The organism is Cloacibacterium sp. Arc13 (assembly GCF_041431305.1).
GTDB classification, from domain to species: Bacteria; Bacteroidota; Bacteroidia; order Flavobacteriales; family Weeksellaceae; genus Cloacibacterium; species Cloacibacterium caeni_B.
Window position 1 is genome coordinate 288,968 of sequence record NZ_JASMRM010000002.1, and the last position, 16,569, is coordinate 305,536.

Below are 16,569 nucleotides of genomic sequence, written 5' to 3' on the forward strand. Positions count from 1 at the left end.
CTTCAATTATCAGCTCTTTTTTTGCTTATAAAAAAGGCAAAGGTGAGTTTTATCTCTCTTTATTTCCTCTAGCCGTAATTATTGTGGTTTATATTATGATACTTATTAACTAAAAAACCCTTCAGAACATTCTGGAGGATTTTGTTATAAATTTTTAGAGGGTATAAGATAAATTCATGTAAAATTTAAATCTGCTAATCAAAAAATTTAAAAAATACACACATAGTTTGTCATGCTGGAAGCATCTCAACAAAGAAAATTTAGATTCCTTCGGAATGACAAACTTTATGTTTAATTGGGATTACATAAATGTGAAAATATGTAAATAAATTGTGAACTCAATAAATTTTACTCTTTCGGCATATATTTAGAAATATCGTCATCGTTTTTATTTTCCTCAGCATTTGTTGGTTGTGCATTTTGAGGCGTTTCTGCTGATGGTTTTAATGCTTCCGCTGCTTTTATTTTTTCTCTTTCTAAAGCCAATTGTCTTTGGAATTCTTCTTCGCGTTTTTTCTTATTTCTTTTTACCACGAAATACCAAACAATCCCGCCGATTAAAAATATTGGCCAAAACGGAATAAGCGCTAAAAATAATCCACTCAAAACCGCAAATCCTTTCATAAATGCATTAGAAGATTTATCCCCGAAAGTTTCGTCTTTTTGTTCATCATTCAGAATGTTTAAATCCTCAGCATTATTGGTTTCTGGAGTATTGTCTACCAAAGTGAGTTCCACATCACACATTTGGCTTCCTACATAATCATTGCCTTGCACTTCTGTATTTTTAGATTCTACATTTCCCAGACTGCTCATTTTATTCACCAATTCATTAAAATTACTCAATGGTACTTTTACGGTCAAATATTGTTTGGCAATTCCTTCGTTTTCGGTATAATTTTCTGTGATAATATCTGCATTGTAAGTGCTCAATTCTTGATTTAACAGGGCTTTTGCAGCAGCCAAATCTTCTACCGAAACTTGCAATCTCGTTGTTTTCGCAATAGGGTAGAGTTCACGTTGAGGAATAGGTTGATTCTGAACTTGATTTTGATTTTGAACCTCTGGTTCAGATTGGTTTTGTGTATTATTTTTAGAAGTTTGTTTCAAAATTTTATTGGCCGTTTCAGCAATAACTACAGCAGCGTTGTCACCGCTTTTTATGGCATTATTTGCCGAATCAATCGCTTTTCTAATGTCTTGTGCTTGTTGGCTTTTGTTATCTAATTTTTTAAATTCCTTGTTGAGGGAATCTATGTTTACATTTCCTTTTTTAATGGCGTCTTCTATGATTTCTTTATGCTTATTGATTTCTGGAAGGATTATTTTTCCTACCGTACTGTTAGAATCATTGACGATTTTAGAAATAGAATCGAGGGTTTGATAACTTTCTTTTGCTTGGTTAAAAAGGCTATCTGCAGTTTTAAAGGAGTCAGCCGTTTGTTGAATATCGGTTTTATTACAAGCCACCAATAATAGAGTAGCGGTAAAAAGACTAAAAATTGTTTTCTTCATTTTAATAGTTTTGTTGATGCCAAACTTAATACAAAAAATGTTCCCTAAAAATAGGTAAAAAATCGTATTTGTATTAAAATTTTGAAAATCAATGAATTGTAAAATAATTTTCAAAATTTTTACAAAAAAAATCTCCAAGTTTCCTTGAAGATCATTTATAATCTAAAATTTATAATTTAAAATTATTTCGCGTGATTCCATTCACTGATGAAGTGTAATTTTACATTCGGGAATTTTTCTTGAGTCATGTGAATCGTGAAAGCAGAATCTGCTAAAAACACCAACTGACCATGATTATCTCTCGCCATAAAACGCTGTTTTAATCTTGCAAATTCTTTGAATTCATCAGATTTTTCATCGGCTTCTATCCAACACGCTTTATGAATTCCAATCGGTTCATACGTACATTTTGCGCCGTATTCATGCTCCAATCTGTATTGAATAACTTCGTACTGAAGCGCACCCACTGTTCCAATAATTTTTCTGCCGTTCATTTCCAATGTGAACAATTGCGCCACACCTTCATCCATTAATTGGTCAATACCTTTCGCTAATTGTTTTGCTTTTAATGGATCATCATTATTGATATAACGGAAATGTTCTGGTGAGAAACTCGGGATTCCTTTGAACTGTAATTTTTCACCAGCAGTTAAAGTATCTCCAATTCTGAAACTTCCAGTATCGTGTAAACCTACAATATCTCCAGGGAAACTTTCGTCTACCACTTCTTTTTTATCTGCAAAGAAAGCATTCGGCGAGGAAAACTTCATTTTTTTACCTTCTCTTACGAGAAGATAGTTTTCATTTCTCTTAAAAGTTCCAGAAACAATTTTCACGAAAGCCAATCTATCACGATGTTTTGGATCCATATTGGCGTGAATTTTAAAGACAAATCCTGTAAAATTTTTCTCTTCTGGTTTTACCAATCTAAGGTCAGATTCTTTGGGTTGAGGCATTGGTGCAATTTCTACAAACGCATCTAGCAATTCTCTTACCCCAAAATTATTCAAAGCTGAACCAAAAAACACGGGTTGCTGTTCACCAGTAAGATATTGTTCTCTGTCAAATTCTGGATAAACTGATTCTATAAGTTCTAGTTCATCTCTTAAAGTAGCTGCAGCTTTTTCACCGATGATTTCATCTACTGAACTGTCATTAATATCATTGATAACGATGCTTTCGCCTACTTTTTGTTTCTTTTCTTCAAGAAACAACTGAATGTTTTTCTCCCAAATATTATAAATTCCTTGGAAATCACTTCCCATACCAATCGGAAGTGAAAGCGGAACTACTTTTAAGCCTAATTTTTGTTCAACTTCATCCAGCAAATCAAATGCATCTTTTCCTTCACGGTCTAATTTATTGATGAAGACCAACATTGGGATTTTACGCATCCTACAAACTTCTACCAATTTTTCAGTTTGCTCTTCCACACCTTTTGCTACGTCTATTACTACAATTACAGAATCTACCGCAGTAAGCGTTCTATAAGTATCTTCCGCAAAATCTTTGTGACCAGGTGTATCGAGAATGTTGATTTTCTTTCCTTTATATTCAAATGCTAAAACCGAAGTCGCCACCGAAATCCCTCTTTGTCTTTCGATTTCCATAAAATCGGAAGTTGCTCCTTTTTTAATTTTATTCGATTTTACAGCACCTGCTTCCTGAATTGCTCCCCCGAAAAGAAGTAATTTCTCCGTCAAAGTAGTTTTTCCAGCATCTGGGTGAGAGATAATCCCGAAAGTTTTACGTTTTGATATTTCTTGTAATAAACTCATTTGTAAATTTTGAAGTTGCAAAAATCGTTATTTTTATCGAGATTTGAAAATGATAGATGTATTTCAACGCAAAGGCGCAAAAATCTTCCAGCTTCTGACATCTAGCTTCCCGCATTTTTCTATCTTTGAAAAAAAATAAGTTTTTAGAAATTTTTCTTTAGATTTTTTTTGAACACCCATCAACTTATCATCCTTTATGAGTATAGACAATACAAAATACAGAAATTACATATTTGATTTCAAAGCGGCGGCAGCTTTATTTGCTGGACTATTTATTGGAATCATGGTCTTAGGGTTATATACGCTTTTTGCTTATTTTATTCTTAAACAAGGCTATGCAGAAATCCAAAGCAGTATGGTATTTTTCATCGTGAGCTATCTCTGTACAGTGCTTTTTCCGATTATAGGTTTTGATGTTTTTGTGATGAAAAGTCAAGGAAAAAAGCTCAATTTTAACATGCAAACCAGACCTTTTCATGTTTATCTTATGATTTTTCCTATGATGCTGGGAATGATGTTGGTTTCTGAGTTTTTAGTTTCAAGAATTCCTATTGAAGGAGAGTTTTTTGGCCCTTTGTACGATCAAATGTCTGATGCTTTTAGCACCATCGCTACAGATACTGCGGGAATTTATCTTCTTACGGTGCTTTTTGCGCCCTTTTTAGAAGAAATCCTCTTTAGAGGCATCATTCAAAAAGGATTGATTAATAAAGGTGTAAAACCAGCAAAAGCGATTATTTTTTCAGCTTTAGCCTTTGGAATTTTTCATCTTAATCCTTGGCAAACAGTCAATGCATTTTTATTAGGATTGGTTTTAGGCGTAGTTTATTACAAGACTAAATCCTTATTAATGCCCATTTTATTACATGCTTTTAATAATTTTATTTCTGCCTATTTATTACTGAATGGCAATTCAGAAAGCGTGACTGAAAACTTACATCTTTCTGAATATTACGGCCTTATAGTAGGAATTGTACTTTTATCTGTTTCTTATTATTTATTCATGTACCGAAATAGAATTTATTACAGAGAATAAGCGCTAAAAATTTAAAAATTATAAATCTTATATTTAATATTACATAATGGAAATCCTCGTTGCCACGCACAACTTACACAAGAAAGAAGAAATTCAACAGATTTTAGGCGAAAAATACCACATTACTTCACTTACTGATTATCATATTCACGACGAAATTATAGAAGACGGAAATTCTTTCCACGAAAACGCTTTCATTAAAGCCAAATTCTGCTTCGAAAAAACTGGAAAACCCAGTTTAGGAGACGATTCTGGATTGGTGGTTCCTGCACTTGATGGAAGACCGGGAATCTATTCTGCACGTTATGCAGGGAATCATGATTTTGATAAAAACATGACCAAAGTTCTTGAAGAAATGCAAGACAAAAATGATAGAGAAGCTTATTTCATCACCGTTTTATGCTTGTATAATGAACATGGAGTAGAATACTTTGAAGGTAGAGTTTATGGAGATTTAAGCACCGAAAGAAGTGGAAACAAAGGTTTCGGTTATGACCCGATTTTCATTCCCAAAAATCATGAAATTTCTTTTGCAGATATGCCTGCAGAACAAAAAAATGCCATGAGTCACCGCAAAAATGCTTTAGATAAATTTCTTGCATTTTTAGAAAAATAATTTTTTTATAAAAAATATCCCACAGATTCCACAGATTTCACAGATTAATAAATAGTTTTCTACTTTTGATATTAGAATAATTTTCACGAAATTTGCAGACTTTAAACCTCTAAAAATCATCATTTAAGCATTTTGAGCACCTATTTAACAATTCTCGGCTATAACTCAGCAATTCCTACCGTGAAATCTGCACCTACTGCGCAATTTCTAGAAATGGAAGAGCGTTGTTTCCTCATCGATTGCGGCGAAGGAACACAAGTTCAATTGAGAAAAGCTAAAGCCAAATTTTCTAAAATTAATCACATTTTTATCTCGCACCTTCATGGTGACCATGTTTTTGGTTTGCCGGGATTGATTTCTAGTTTTAGACTTTTGGGTAGAGAAACTCCACTTCATGTGTACGGTCCGAAAGGAATTAAAGAAATGATGGAAACTATTTTTAGAATTACCGAAACGCACCAAGGCTTCGAAGTGGTTTTCCATGAACTTTCTTCTAAAAAATCAGAAAAAGTTTTTGAGGATAATCGAGTAGAGGTTTTCACTATTCCGTTAGACCATAGAATTTACTGTAACGGCTATCTTTTTAAGGAAAAACCAAAAGAAAGACACCTCAATATGCAGGAAATTTCTAAATATCCTGAAATTGAAATCTGTGATTATCACAATTTAAAACGTGGCAAAAATATTCAGTTGAGCGATGGTTATATTCTCAAAAATGAAAATTTAACGAAACCTGCAGAACCTTCTGTTTCTTATGCTTTTTGTAGTGATACTCGATATTTAGAGAGCATTATTCCTATTATTAAAAATGTAGATGTTTTGTATCACGAAGCAACTTTTTTACATGATTTAAAGAAAATGGCAGATTATACCGGTCATTCTACTGCTCTAGAAGCTGCTAAAATTGCCAGAAAAGCCAATGTTAAAAAATTGATTTTAGGTCATTTTTCTAATCGCTACAATGATTTGTCGGTTTTTCTCAATGAAGCGTGTGAAATTTTCCCTGAAACTTATCTTCCGAAGCAATTGGAAGCCGTTAAAATTTAAGATTTACGATTTTTGATTTATCATTTTTATTTCGCAGTTAGAACTTCAGTCTAGTCAGCCAGTAAAATTTAAAACATCAAACATCCATCATCCCACAAATTATGATGAACGAGCAAGAAATCTTTGAATTTCTAAACCAAAAAGCCGAACAATACAATCATGTAGATTTTATTGAATTAGACCCTATTTCTATTCCGCATCAGTTTTCTTTGAAACAAGACATAGAAATTTCAGGATTTTTCGCGGCTACAATCGCTTGGGGAAATAGAAAATCCATCATTACATCTGCTCAAAAAATCATTCAATTCATGGGAAATTCTCCGTATGATTTTGTAATGAATGCGAGCCAAAAAGATTTCAAAAAATTAGAAAATAAAGCCGTTCACAGAACTTTTTCAGCCGAAGATTTTCAACAGTTCATTTTAAATTTAAAAAGCGTTTACACTGAATTTGAAAGTTTAGAAAACTTATTTCTTTTAAAAGAAAACGAAAAAAATTATTACCATGCCATCGAAAGATTTAGAACTCGTTTTTTAGGAGAAATTCCGCACAGAAGCCATAAACATGTGAGTTCGCCTTATAAAAATTCTGCTTCAAAAAGATTGGTCATGTTTCTGCGATGGATGGTTCGCCAAGATAAAAAAGGCGTAGATTTTGGCATTTGGAAAAACCTTTCTCCTCAATATTTATCCATTCCATTGGATGTTCACACTGCGAATATTTCCAGAAAATTAGGGATTCTCACCAGAACTCAAAACGATTGGAAAGCCGTAGAAGAACTCGACCAAATCATCAGAAAATACAATCCAGAAGATCCTGCTGTATACGATTATGCGCTTTTTGGGATTGGTGTTTCTAAAGAATTATTATAGAAAACTTTTCTAAATGTGGAGGAGTGCTTTTGCGATGGCAAAGTAGATTAACACACCTAAAATATCATTAGAAGTCGTGATAAACGGACCTGTAGCAATTGCGGGGTCTATTTTATTTTTCTCCAGAACAATAGGAACAATGGTTCCAATAATCGCCGCTACCATAATTACTGCTAAAAGAGAAATAGAGATGGTCACAGAAACCATCAAATCATTATGGTTAATCAATAAATTGAATCCAAAAATAATTAAAGAAAGTATCATTCCTGAAGCTGCAGAAACGCTTACTTCTTTGAATAAAGTTTTAAAAGTATCTTTTCCTAAAGTGTTATTTGCTAAACCTTGTACGATAATCGCCGAAGCTTGAACTCCAATATTTCCCGCAGTTGCCGCAATCAGCGGCACGAAAAACATCAATGCAGGAATGTCGTGCATCGCATTTTGATTGCTTTGCAAAACTCTAGAACCAATTAAACCACCTACCATTCCAATGAATAGCCAAGGTAATCTCGCTTTGGTTAAATGAAAAATGGTGTCACTAGAGTCAACGTCTTGAGAAATCCCCGATGCTAACTGGTAATCTTTTTCTGCTTCTTCGGTAATAAAGTCGATAACATCATCCACGGTAATTCTTCCGACTAATTTTCCTAATTTATCTACAACAGGAACTTCGAACAAGTCATATTTTTGCATGAAACGCGCTACTTCTTCAGCAGATTCTGTATCTTTAACATATTGAATTTTAGAGTTATAAACATCAGAAACTCGAGTAGAAGATGAAGTAGTTAATAATTTTTTGAGACTTAACAACCCGAGTAATTTTTCGGAATCATCTACTACATAAATAGAGTAAACTTCTTCCATTTCTTCGGCTTGTTTACGCATCTCTTTGACCGCAGAAATGATAGAAAGATTTTGATTCACTTTTACCAATTCGGTTGCCATCAAACCACCTGCAACATCTTCATCATAACGCAAAAGTTCTACAATATTCTGTGCGTGTTCCTCGTCATTTAAGTGCTGAATAATTTCATCTTGTTGATATTCAGGTAATTCTGCAATAATATCTGCCGCATCATCGGAATCAATTTCGTTGATGATATTATCTGCAATCTCTTTGGTAGAGAAGTTTTTTAGGAATTTTTTACGCTCGTCTTCGTCTATGTAGAGTAGTACTTCTGCAGAGCGCTCATTATCCATAATTTCGTAAAGAAATTTTTGATCTTCTTCTTCTAGAATTTCAAAAATATTGGCAATATCTACCGCTTCCACTTCCGAAATAGCTTCAGAAACAGCTTTTACATTTCTTTCTTCGATGAGAAATTGTAAGGTGTGAGATATTTTTTGCTCTTCAATCACAGAAATTAATAGGGATAAAAAGTTAGAATTTTTGCAAAAATACAAAATAAGAGTTCAAAAATTCGCATTAATAATCATTAAAGTCAAATTTTAGTCGATTTTTAATCGTAATTTTGTCAAAAAATTAAGCAAAATGAAGTTTAGAGAACTTAAAACAGAAAATATTACGATGCTCGATAAAATGGCAGACAGCGTTATCAGTTGGATTGGTTCTACCTCTTCATTGGTCTTTCACACTTTGCTATTTATCACCAGTTTTTTACTTCCGTTATTTAAAGTGGTGGAATTCGAAGAAATGCTTTTGGTTCTCACTACCATTGTTTCTTTGGAAGCCATTTACTTGTCGATTTTCATTCAAATGTCTGTGAACAAGAGCAATAAACACATCGAAGTGATTAAAGAAGATGTAAACGAAATTCAGGAAGACATTGATGAAATCCAAGAAGACATCGATGAAATTCAGGAAGATATTGACGAAATTCAGGAAGACATCGACGAGATTGCTGATGATGAAGACGAAGATGAACACAAAGAAAAAGCTCAAAAAGTAATTCTCAAGAGCAATGTTTCTAATAACAAGCAAGAAATCAAGGAATTAAAAGCGAAAATTCACGATTTACAAGCAAAACTTGAAGATTTAATTCAGAAAGATTTTAATTAATTTTTTGCAGCTTTCCATTCTTTCGTGAAGTTGATGAAATCTTCTACACTCAGTTCTTCTGCACGTTTATCCATAAATGCATGAGATTTTAACACTTCTGGAATATCTAGAGATTTCAGTGCATTACTCAGTTTTTTTCTTCTTTGGCCAAAACCCGTTTTTACAATCTGTTTGAAAAGAACTTCATTACCTTCTAAACCTTCTTTTCTGTTTCTGGTAAGTTTGATGACTCCAGATTTTACTTTTGGAGGTGGATTAAAAACGTTTTCGTGAACGGTAAACAGATATTTTACATCATAATACGCTTGAACCAAAACCGACAAAATTCCATAATCTTTGGTTCTAGGAACCGCAGCTGTACGTTCTGCCACTTCCTTTTGGAACATTCCCACCATTTCTGGAATCTGCTGATAATTTTCTATAATCTTAAAAAGAATCTGAGACGAAATATTGTAAGGAAAATTGCCAATTACCGCCACTTCTCCAGAGAAAACATCACTTAAATTAATTTTGAGAAAATCACCTGTAAAATGTTTATTTTCAAGTTTTTGATAATGTAATTTTAGGTATTCTATGGATTCTGTGTCTATTTCTGCAACGTAAGTTTCCGTAGGTTTTTCGAGGAGATATTTGGTTAAAACACCAGTTCCAGGACCTACTTCTAATACATATTGATATGGTTGAAAGTCAAGACCTTCTACAATTTTTTTGGCAATATTTTCGTCAGTTAAAAAATGCTGACCAAGATGTTTTTTTGCTTTTACGTTCAAAATTTTTAAGATTTTTTAACACAGTTTTGTGTTTGTTCAGGGGCAAATTTCGGAGTTTTTTTTCTATTTTAGCAGAAAATTTTTTATTGATGGCAAAATTAGCAGAAGATTTAAACAAGAAAAGGCTCCGTTCTAGCAACATTACCGTATCCATTAGTATTGCATTGGTATTATTTTTAGTAGGACTTTTTGGGTTGATATTGATAAATGCTCAAAAATATTCGGATTATATCAAAGAGCAATTGGTGGTAGAAGCTTATTTTGATGACTATATAGACCCTAGAGATTCTGCCAAAGCAGAGCAGTTGCAAAAATTAACTTACGAAAGAATAAAATTACAGCCTTTTGTGAAAAAAGCTAAATTTATTTCTAAGCAAGAAGCTACTGAACTTGCCAAAAAACAATTGGGTATAGAAACAGATGCTCTTTTTGAAGGAGATATTTTTCCTCCATCTGTGGAAGTTACTTTGAAACCAGAATACGTAGATCCTGCAAAAATAAGTGACGTTGTAAAAAAACTGAATGAAGTAGAAGGCGTAAAAGAAGTGAAAAACGATAGTAAATTAACGATTGAAGTTTACAATAACCTCAATAGAATTTTGACTTGGATTTTGGCATTTTCTATCTTATTCTTAATCGTAGCAATGGTGTTGATTAACAATTCTATCCGTTTAAAAATATTCTCTAAACGTTTCATTATCAAGACTATGCAATTGGTAGGTGCAAAACGCAGATTCATCTTAAAACCATTTGTAAAAGAAGCGGTAATTTTAGGAATTATAGGTGCTATTATTGGCTTAACTGCCTTATTTACAGGTTGGTATTTCTTTACCAGCGAAATCGGGACTCCATTTGTACAAGACACCAATCAATACATTTGGTTAGTTGCAATCGTTTTTGGAGTGGGAATTCTTATTACCGTCATCAGTACAGTTTTTGCAACTTGGAGATTCTTAGCATCTAGCGTAGATGATTTATATTACTCATAGAAAATTTTAAAAATGTCTAAAAAACAAACTATAGAAAAGTCTGAATCACAGCACAATCCTTTTTATTTTGGCAAAAAAAACTATCAACTGATGTTGGTGGGATTGGCTTTAATTTTAGCAGGATTTCTTTTAATGCTCGGTCCAGATGCAAATACAGTCGACGGAAAACTAGATCCTAATGCTTGGAATGAAGACATTTTTTCCATCAGAAGAATCAGAATAGCGCCGTTATTGGTGATTTCTGGATTTGTAGTTCAGGTTTTCGCGATTCTTAAAAGAAACAAATAAAAACATTTTAAAAACTAAAGAATTAAAAGATTTGAATTGGTATTTGAATCTTTTAATTTTTTTATCACAATACAGTTTATGGATTTAATCAGAGCAATTATCATTGCAATCGTAGAAGGACTTACCGAATATTTACCCGTTTCTTCTACCGCACACATGATTTTCACGAGTTCATTTTTTGGAATTCAAGAAGATGAATTTGTTAAAATGTTTCAAGTTTCTATTCAGTTTGGAGCTATTTTGGCGGTAGTATTTTTGTATTGGAAGAAATTTTTTGATTTTAAAAACATCAAATTCTATTTAAAATTGGCAGTTGCCGTTTTACCAGCTTTGGTTCTAGGAAAATTATTTGATGATAAAATAGAAACAGTATTAGAAAAACCAATTCCCATTGCAGTTGTTCTGATTGTAGGTGGTATTATTTTACTTTTTATCGACCAGATTTTCACCAAACATACGATAGATGATGAAAAAGATATTACTTTCAAAAAAGCATTAACGATTGGTTTTTGGCAATGTCTTGCGATGATGCCAGGAACGAGTAGAAGTGCGGCTTCTATTATTGGTGGAATGCAACAAAACCTTACCAGAAAAGCTGCCGCAGAGTTTTCATTCTTTTTGGCAGTTCCTACTATGTTAGCGGTTACCTTTTATTCGATTTTTGTAAAAGATTGGAATCATAATGGAGTGGAGCAAAAAGGTTACGAAATGATATTTGCGACTCCAGAAAACACGATGAGTTTTTTCGTGGGGAATTTGGTAGCCTTTGTAGTAGCAGTTATTGCGATTAAGTTTTTCATTGGTGTTTTGACCAAATACGGCTTCAAACCTTGGGGTTGGTATAGAATTATCGCAGGGATTTTATTGCTGATTTATTTTGGTTGGGTGAAGTAATTTCATATTATACTTTTTACTTTGAACGCAGAAGATTTTTTAAACGGACAAGTACTTTTGGTGGACAAGCCTTTGGATTGGACCAGTTTTCAGGCTGTTAATAAATTGAAGTACAAACTCAAAAGAGAGTTCCATCTTCCTAAAAAATTTAAAATCGGTCATGCTGGAACTCTTGATCCTAGAGCAACAGGCTTATTGATTGTATGCACCGGAAAATTCACCAAGAAAATTCCGGAAATTCAAGATGCGCCAAAAGAATACATCGCCGAAATAAAAATTGGCGTACAAACCGAATCTTATGATACCGAAAAACCAGAAATACTTAATACCGATTATTCACACATTACAGAAGATTTCATCCAAGAAACTTTGGCAAAATTTGTAGGAGAAATTGAGCAAAAACCGCCTGTTTTTTCAGCCATAAAAATAGATGGAAACCGCGCTTATGATTTAGCAAGAGCTGGTCAAGAAGTAGAAATGAAATCTAGAAAAACGACTATTCATTATCTCAATAACATCGAAATTCATATTCCTCTTGTTACTTTTACCGTAGGTTGCAGCAAAGGAACGTACATCAGAAGTTTAGCGCATGATATTGGTCAAAGTTTAGGAGTTGGTGCTTATCTTACTCAACTCAGAAGAACCAAAATAGGAGAGTACCATGTAGAAAATGCACATGCAGAAATTTTGGAAAATGAGTTTAGATTTGAAAATTTCTAACCATGAAAAACTATTACTTTTTATTCATTTTTATTAGTTTTTTAGGATATTCACAACAAAAAGAAAATCTTAATCAAGGAATTTATTGGAGCACAGATGCGCAAGTTGCCTATGGATTAGCAAAAGCAGTTGCAGATATCGTGAATGAAGATAATAATGTAGATTTTAATGTCAATGCAGGAATCACTTCTGTTATTGGTTTTCAACCGATTCATAAAATAGGTTTAGGCGCTGGTTTTCGATACAATTACATTTATGATAATATCCATAATTTGTATTTCTTGGTTCAGCCAAAAATTTATTTAGACAATGCCGCAGATTCTGGATACATTTATCTCAATGCTGGATTTGCCCTTACTAAAAGTGATGTGAAAAAAGCCAGAGTATATACTTTAGGCATTGGTGACCAAAACCCAATTAATGTGAGAATGAATTATTATTACTCCTTTTTTCTGGAAAATCACAGCATGAATTTCGGAGATGGACTAAAGAGTAACTTTTATATTGGGTTAAATCTTGGAATTACTTTTCACTCCAATAAAGTGAGAGAAGAATAAAAAAAATAAAATTTGTGGAAACGCGTATCAATAAATATTTATCAGAAGTAGGTTTTTGTTCGAGAAGAGAAGCTGATAAACTTTTGGAACAAGGAAGAATTACCATCAATGGCAAAAAGCCAGAATTAGGAACTAAAGTTTCTGATGCTGATGAAATTTGCGTAGATGGCAAAAACATCAAAAAAACAGAAAAAAAACACGTTTATATCGCCTTTAACAAACCCATCGGAATTGTTTGTACCACAGATACCAAGCGTGAGAAAAATAACATCATAGATTACATCAATCACCCGAAAAGAATTTTCCCCATCGGTAGACTTGATAAACCTAGTGAAGGATTGATTTTATTGACTTCTGACGGTGATATTGTGAATAAAATTTTACGCGCAAGAAACAACCACGAAAAAGAATACATTGTACGTGTAGACAAACCCATTACACCCAAATTTCTAGAAAAAATGCGCAATGGTGTTCCGATTTTAGACACTGTAACCAAAAAATGTGAAGTAGAACAAATTGATACTTTGCAATTTAGAATTGTTCTTACCCAAGGTTTAAACCGCCAAATTCGTAGAATGTGCGAATACCTAGGTTACGAAGTAAAAAAACTGAAGCGCATTAGAATCATGAACATCAAACTGGATCTACCCATAGGAAAATGGAGAGATTTAACCGATGCTGAAATGAAAGAACTGGCTCAACTTCTCCAAGATTCTAGTAAAACGGTGGATTAAAATTATTCTAAAATTTCTACCATGAGTTCTAATAATTCTTTTTTCAATTTGAAATAAGATTTGCTCATGGTTTCTTGGTATTTCCCTAGAGCTTTGTCTAAAATCTGTATTTCTGAATCGTTATACTTATTGTTTTCGAAGTAGATAAAATCTGCATCCACATATTCTCTTAGCACTTCTTGGTCTTCTTCTTCCATATACATGGCAAAAGTAGAAGATAAAAGCTCTGTAACTTTCTTTTTGAAAATCTTTTCTTTAGAAACCATAATGTTTCTGTTTCTCATAATCGTTTCGAAATCAAGCCTTTGAGACATGAAATTGATATATGGAACAAACTCTTGGAAAGCATTGTAATACTCATCAAAATCTTTATCTGTCTGTGTAAAACGGTTAGCCAATTCAGAAAATTTTTCTTTCTGTTCATGCGAAGCTTTATGCAAAAGATACTTTAAAATAGCATCATCATTTTCTTTGATTTTTTGGTCAACTTGTTCTTCTCTTTGTTTTAGAATTTTCAGGACTTTTGGTGTTTGACTTTTGGTGAATTTTGCACCGTCATAATCAAAGGTTTTCAATTTATACGTTCCATTTTGAATCATTTCTAAGACTTTAGCATCGTTTTCTAATGCATTTTTTTCAAAGACAAGGCTTACTTTTTCGTCTGAGAAAAAATCTTGAGCTATGACATCATCTACAGTAGAAGTTTCATTTTCAATATTTTCGAAAATTGGATTTTTAAAATCATAATAAGAATTAAAAATCTTATGGAAGGACTTTTCATTCACTATGCTTTTATATTGCTCTCTGAATTCTTCCTCGGAAAGAAATTCTTCTGTATGCGTAAGCATATTATACTCGAAGAGTTTATTGGTAAATTTCTCTGCGTATTTATCAAAATGCTTCAAAATGTTTTTAGAAATCCTATTGTCTACCTTTTCAGAAGGAATATTGAGTTTTTTGATGGCTTCAATTCTTTGTTTTATGGTTGGGTGAGAAGCCCATTGATCTTCAATTTGAAGCTTAGATTTATTATACCTTTCTATTTCATTTATATTGATATACGGCAAATCATTTTTAATTTCATGGTTATTTTCTTGAGCAAAATAATGCAACAAGGTAGTCTGATTTTGGTAGATATTTTTGGTGTCGGCTTTTACATTTTTGTCAAGGTAAAAATTCATCGCATTAGAAAGCGCCGATTCTGAAAGGTCTAATCTTAGAAGAGCAGAGGTTTTAACATCGGCACCTACCACATACGTAGCGATTGCATCTGCATTAAATTCCATCTGTCTGCTTAGCGACATGTGTTTCAGATATAAAAAATCATAAAACTTAGTCAACACCCATTGAATTCCTTCAATAATCCACGCTGCCAATCTTGTAAAAAGTGCAATGATAGCATGAGTACTCGCAAAACTTTCCATAGAATCTGCAAAACCTTTGTTATTGTACAGCATGTCGTAAATCATTTTATTGGCTTGATTTACATAGCTTCCTACCTTCATGCTTTTTTGAGAAAAATGTCCAAATTCGTGTGCAAGAATCGCTTTTAATTCACTTACCGTAGTGGTATTGATTAAACCCATTCCTATAGTAAGATTTTTTCTTACTGGGAAAAACATGCTCCAAAAAGGAGAGTTGTAGTTTACAAAAGCATTTACATCATCAGATAAAAACAGCTTTTTAGGTTGATCTGTTCCTACTTCTTGAACTACTTCATCTATTAATTTAAAAAGTTCGGGTTCTTGATTTCTTTTGATTTCGATAAATGCGCTGGTATCATTTTTCTGAAAATTAAAAATAAATTTAACCAAGAAAATCAATATAAAAACCGCCATTCCTATTAGACCACCAGAAAGCAAAATAACCAAATAATTGAATCTAAAATTTGCAATGATTTCAAATACTAAATAGCCAATAGCAGCGACTAATATTAGTGCCAAAGTGATTAATACTAAATAAACTAAAAAGAATAAAATGATGTAGAGAATAGCCTTGGTTACTTGTTTTTTATACTCCGAAGAGATAGGAGGTAATGTTTTTTTAGACATTGGTTTAATGATTATTTTTTTGTTTTTTTACTAAAGGAACATAAAATCAAATTCTAGAAAAGATTTTTTTGAAAAAAGAGTAGAGTACTCTGAGGAATTATGTGGTATTTCCCATTTTTAAAAATTTTTAAGAAATCTTAAAAATAAGAAAGGAGAATTTCTAAGATCTCATGGTTATTGTTTTACAGAGTAAAAATAATAAAAAAGTGGAAAATAAAAAAGACTGATGGCAAAACTTCTTTGCTTTTCTCAAAGCATTGTCGTTTCTGTCATCAGTCCGGAAACATTGCCTCTGCAATCTTTATTGCTTCAACTCCCGAAAAATGTTTAATTGCATCTTTTTAAATTCTATCCGCAGATATTTCTAAAAATTTTGCCATTTTTCATTAAAACATATTCCATTGCTCGGGCAATTTTATCAACTTGAATTTGGGTTGAGCTATTTTCTTGTCAAACACTTCTGTATTCTTCTGAAAAACAACCAAAGTCTACGTTGACTATTTTTAAGTCTTACTTTAAGAATCTAAGTTTCTTTATCTCTTTGTTTCAAAATTCTTGTGAGAAAATTTTAAAAACTATTTATTAATAAATTAAACTTTGTTCTTTTTTTGGTATTAAAATCAAGTTTGAAGAAACTTCACAACTTTCAATTTTCAACCTAAAAGTTTGACTTGTTTATTGA

The 16,569-nt window shown here is 32.6% G+C and carries 16 protein-coding genes; 11 read left to right on the forward strand and 5 right to left on the reverse strand.

Translation table 11 applies throughout. The features are described 5' to 3' along the window. Positions 1-348: 348 nt before the first annotated feature. Both QO190_RS03200 and QO190_RS03205 read right to left on the reverse strand, forming a co-directional pair. Positions 349-1,515 (reverse strand): DUF4349 domain-containing protein, encoded by a 1,167-nt coding sequence (locus QO190_RS03200; RefSeq protein ID WP_371461149.1) that lies wholly within the window; start codon positions 1,513-1,515, stop codon positions 349-351. A 182-nt stretch (positions 1,516-1,697) separates the two neighbouring features. Further along, the gene (locus tag QO190_RS03205) at positions 1,698-3,293 is read right to left on the reverse strand and encodes a peptide chain release factor 3 (protein ID WP_371461148.1); all 1,596 of its coding nucleotides are present in this window, start codon (positions 3,291-3,293) and stop codon (positions 1,698-1,700) included. Between the two features lie 196 nt (positions 3,294-3,489). Here QO190_RS03205 and QO190_RS03210 point away from each other — a divergent pair, with 196 nt between their 5' ends. The 4 genes from QO190_RS03210 (at position 3,490) to QO190_RS03225 (ending at position 6,864) form a co-directional block, all read left to right on the forward strand. Next, positions 3,490-4,329 (forward strand): lysostaphin resistance A-like protein, encoded by an 840-nt coding sequence (locus QO190_RS03210; protein WP_371461147.1) that lies wholly within the window; start codon positions 3,490-3,492, stop codon positions 4,327-4,329. A gap of 46 nt (positions 4,330-4,375) precedes the next feature. Further along, positions 4,376-4,945 carry an RdgB/HAM1 family non-canonical purine NTP pyrophosphatase gene (gene rdgB, locus QO190_RS03215; RefSeq protein WP_371461145.1) on the forward strand — a complete coding sequence of 190 codons (570 nt, stop codon included), beginning with the start codon at positions 4,376-4,378 and terminating at the stop codon, positions 4,943-4,945. A gap of 132 nt (positions 4,946-5,077) precedes the next feature. After that, positions 5,078-5,992 carry a ribonuclease Z gene (locus tag QO190_RS03220; protein ID WP_371461143.1) on the forward strand — a complete coding sequence of 305 codons (915 nt, stop codon included), beginning with the start codon at positions 5,078-5,080 and terminating at the stop codon, positions 5,990-5,992. Between the two features lie 104 nt (positions 5,993-6,096). Beyond that, positions 6,097-6,864, forward strand: coding sequence for a TIGR02757 family protein (locus tag QO190_RS03225; RefSeq protein WP_371461427.1), 768 nt, complete (start codon positions 6,097-6,099; stop codon positions 6,862-6,864). A gap of 9 nt (positions 6,865-6,873) precedes the next feature. On the opposite strand, the gene mgtE is transcribed toward QO190_RS03225, so the two are convergent. Beyond that, complete coding sequence (mgtE, locus tag QO190_RS03230) at positions 6,874-8,223, reverse strand: magnesium transporter (RefSeq protein WP_371461142.1); 1,350 nt, start codon at positions 8,221-8,223, stop codon at positions 6,874-6,876. 133 nt (positions 8,224-8,356) lie between these two features. Here mgtE and QO190_RS03235 point away from each other — a divergent pair, with 133 nt between their 5' ends. Further along, on the forward strand, positions 8,357-8,884 hold the full coding sequence (locus QO190_RS03235) for a coiled-coil domain-containing protein (protein ID WP_371461141.1): 528 nt from the start codon (positions 8,357-8,359) through the stop codon (positions 8,882-8,884). On the opposite strand, the gene rsmA is transcribed toward QO190_RS03235, so the two are convergent. Next, complete coding sequence (rsmA, locus tag QO190_RS03240; RefSeq protein ID WP_371461139.1) at positions 8,881-9,654, reverse strand: 16S rRNA (adenine(1518)-N(6)/adenine(1519)-N(6))-dimethyltransferase RsmA; 774 nt, start codon at positions 9,652-9,654, stop codon at positions 8,881-8,883. The genes QO190_RS03235 and rsmA overlap by 4 nt on opposite strands. 89 nt (positions 9,655-9,743) lie before the next feature. Between rsmA and QO190_RS03245 the strand changes: the two genes are divergently transcribed. From QO190_RS03245 to rluF, 6 genes are all read left to right on the forward strand, one after another. Then, positions 9,744-10,643, forward strand: coding sequence for a cell division protein FtsX (locus QO190_RS03245; RefSeq protein WP_371461138.1), 900 nt, complete (start codon positions 9,744-9,746; stop codon positions 10,641-10,643). Between the two features lie 12 nt (positions 10,644-10,655). Then, complete coding sequence (locus QO190_RS03250; RefSeq protein ID WP_371461137.1) at positions 10,656-10,931, forward strand: DUF3098 domain-containing protein; 276 nt, start codon at positions 10,656-10,658, stop codon at positions 10,929-10,931. Positions 10,932-11,009: 78 nt separating this feature from the next. After that, positions 11,010-11,825 (forward strand): undecaprenyl-diphosphate phosphatase, encoded by an 816-nt coding sequence (locus QO190_RS03255; RefSeq protein WP_371461136.1) that lies wholly within the window; start codon positions 11,010-11,012, stop codon positions 11,823-11,825. A 21-nt stretch (positions 11,826-11,846) separates the two neighbouring features. Beyond that, positions 11,847-12,545 carry a tRNA pseudouridine(55) synthase TruB gene (truB, locus tag QO190_RS03260; protein WP_371461135.1) on the forward strand — a complete coding sequence of 233 codons (699 nt, stop codon included), beginning with the start codon at positions 11,847-11,849 and terminating at the stop codon, positions 12,543-12,545. Between the two features lie 2 nt (positions 12,546-12,547). Further along, positions 12,548-13,102: a hypothetical protein gene (locus tag QO190_RS03265; protein ID WP_371461134.1), complete on the forward strand. Its 555-nt coding sequence runs from the start codon at positions 12,548-12,550 to the stop codon at positions 13,100-13,102. Positions 13,103-13,116: 14 nt separating this feature from the next. Beyond that, positions 13,117-13,836 carry a 23S rRNA pseudouridine(2604) synthase RluF gene (gene rluF / locus QO190_RS03270; RefSeq protein WP_371461133.1) on the forward strand — a complete coding sequence of 240 codons (720 nt, stop codon included), beginning with the start codon at positions 13,117-13,119 and terminating at the stop codon, positions 13,834-13,836. 2 nt (positions 13,837-13,838) lie between these two features. On the opposite strand, the gene QO190_RS03275 is transcribed toward rluF, so the two are convergent. Then, complete coding sequence (locus QO190_RS03275) at positions 13,839-15,887, reverse strand: M48 family metalloprotease (RefSeq protein ID WP_371461132.1); 2,049 nt, start codon at positions 15,885-15,887, stop codon at positions 13,839-13,841. Positions 15,888-16,569: the final 682 nt, after the last annotated feature.

Coding starts and splice junctions, on each gene's coding strand:
- QO190_RS03200 (WP_371461149.1), bottom strand. CDS start 1,515: ATGAAGAAAACAATTTTTAGTCTTTTTACCGCTACTCTATTATTGGTG.
- QO190_RS03205 (WP_371461148.1), bottom strand. CDS start 3,293: ATGAGTTTATTACAAGAAATATCAAAACGTAAAACTTTCGGGATTATC.
- QO190_RS03210 (WP_371461147.1), top strand. CDS start 3,490: ATGAGTATAGACAATACAAAATACAGAAATTACATATTTGATTTCAAA.
- rdgB (WP_371461145.1), top strand. CDS start 4,376: ATGGAAATCCTCGTTGCCACGCACAACTTACACAAGAAAGAAGAAATT.
- QO190_RS03225 (WP_371461427.1), top strand. CDS start 6,097: ATGAACGAGCAAGAAATCTTTGAATTTCTAAACCAAAAAGCCGAACAA.
- QO190_RS03235 (WP_371461141.1), top strand. CDS start 8,357: ATGAAGTTTAGAGAACTTAAAACAGAAAATATTACGATGCTCGATAAA.
- QO190_RS03245 (WP_371461138.1), top strand. CDS start 9,744: ATGGCAAAATTAGCAGAAGATTTAAACAAGAAAAGGCTCCGTTCTAGC.
- QO190_RS03250 (WP_371461137.1), top strand. CDS start 10,656: ATGTCTAAAAAACAAACTATAGAAAAGTCTGAATCACAGCACAATCCT.
- QO190_RS03255 (WP_371461136.1), top strand. CDS start 11,010: ATGGATTTAATCAGAGCAATTATCATTGCAATCGTAGAAGGACTTACC.
- QO190_RS03265 (WP_371461134.1), top strand. CDS start 12,548: ATGAAAAACTATTACTTTTTATTCATTTTTATTAGTTTTTTAGGATAT.
- QO190_RS03275 (WP_371461132.1), bottom strand. CDS start 15,887: ATGTCTAAAAAAACATTACCTCCTATCTCTTCGGAGTATAAAAAACAA.